General features: G+C 70.8%; 2 protein-coding genes. Both read left to right on the top strand.

The window, feature by feature from the left end:
* Positions 1-819: DUF3987 domain-containing protein (locus HNQ01_RS22095; protein ID WP_173807661.1), on the top strand; the 819-nt coding region annotated here is incomplete at its 5' end.
* The gene (locus tag HNQ01_RS22090; protein WP_173807660.1) at positions 816-1316 is read left to right on the top strand and encodes a hypothetical protein; all 501 of its coding nucleotides are present in this window, start codon (positions 816-818) and stop codon (positions 1314-1316) included. The genes HNQ01_RS22095 and HNQ01_RS22090, both read left to right, overlap by 4 nt.
* Positions 1317-1361 lie beyond the last annotated feature (45 nt).

The following is a 1361-nucleotide window of genomic DNA, read 5'->3' as shown; positions in this document are numbered from 1 at the left end:
GACCGGATCACCCGGGGCACGCTGACCATACCGAGCGTGCGCCTGTCGCTGGTCGGCTGCATCCAACCCGGCCCGTTGGCCTCCTTCATCCGTGGCGCATCGGTGGGTGGCTCGATGGACGACGGCATGGTGCAGCGGTTCATGATGTGCTGGCCGGACCAGTCCGGGGACTGGCGCAACGTGGACCGGCACCCCGACAGCGCCGCCAAGCGCGCCGCCTTCGACGTGTTCGAGCGCCTGCATCGCCTGCAGGCCGCCGACCTGGGCGCCGTGCAGCCTGTGGACTTCAACGGCGACGCCGAGGGCGTGCCCTTCCTGCGCTTCGCCCCCGATGCCCTGGAGCTGTTCGAGGACTGGCGCGCCGGCCTGGAAGACCGCCTGCGCTCGCCCGAGATCGACGCCGCCACGGAAGGGGCGCTGTCCAAGTTCCGCAAGCACGTTCCGGCCCTGGCGCTGACGCTGCACGCGATCGACGGGCACGCCGGCCCGGTGGGGCGACAGGCCACGGTCCGCGCGCTGGCGCTGGCCGACTACTTCGAGAGCCACGCCCGCCGCGCCTACGCAAGCGGGGTCCGGCCGGTAGTGGCTGCGGCAAAGGCCCTCATGCGCAAGGTGCAGGCCGGGGCGCTGTCGGCGATGTTCTCGGCGCGCGATGTCCACCAGCGCGGATGGTCTGGCCTGACGGATCGGGAGGTGGTCGGCGAGGCCCTGGAGCTGCTGGCGACGCACCGCCACCTGATCGAGATCGAGGAAACGCCCGGCGCCAAGGGTGGCCGGCCGCGTGTGGTCTACACCGTCAACACCGGGGTGCAGTCATGAGCCGATGGATTGAGCTACTGGCCCGCGAATCCGCGAAAGGCACCACCCCGACCACCCTCAAAACCATCAAAACCCCGCAAGGGGGAGGTTCTGAGGGTTTTGATGGTGCCCATGCTGGTGGTTTTGCTGCCGCAATGGGCTCGGGCGGGGAGGTTCCGAGGGTTTTGAAGGTACCCGAGGTGGCGCCTTCCAGCCAATCGAGGCCCGCCGCCTGCCTGCCGGCGATCCGCCCGGATGTCCTGGCGCTGGTCGGCCTGACCGATCAGGAGATCGGTGCGATGTCCGCCCGGCTGGCCGGCCTGCGCCGCGCCGGCTACGGCATGGACGACGCCGAGCAGATCGCCGACCGCCTGCTGATGAGGGACCGCACCGGCCTGGACATGGCCGCCTGCGTCGAGTGCAAGCGGTTCACCGGCCGGCGCTGCATCGCTGGCGAGCCTGTCGGCCTGGCGCATGAGCTGCGCCGCTGCCCGGCTTTCCGCAGCGTGACCGAGTGATGCAAGCACAAGCCCGAGGACCGCCGCCGCCAGCCCGCCGCAGTC

Source organism: Sphaerotilus uruguayifluvii (assembly GCF_013294065.1).
GTDB classification, from domain to species: domain Bacteria; phylum Pseudomonadota; class Gammaproteobacteria; order Burkholderiales; family Burkholderiaceae_C; genus Sphaerotilus; species Sphaerotilus uruguayifluvii.
The sequence above is the reverse complement of the archived record's forward strand: the minus strand, read 5'-3'. Positions and strand labels throughout refer to the sequence as shown.

Bases quoted from the DNA above. Each gene is read 5' to 3' on its own strand.
- HNQ01_RS22090 (WP_173807660.1), top strand. From the start codon at position 816: ATGAGCCGATGGATTGAGCTACTGGCCCGCGAATCCGCGAAAGGCACC.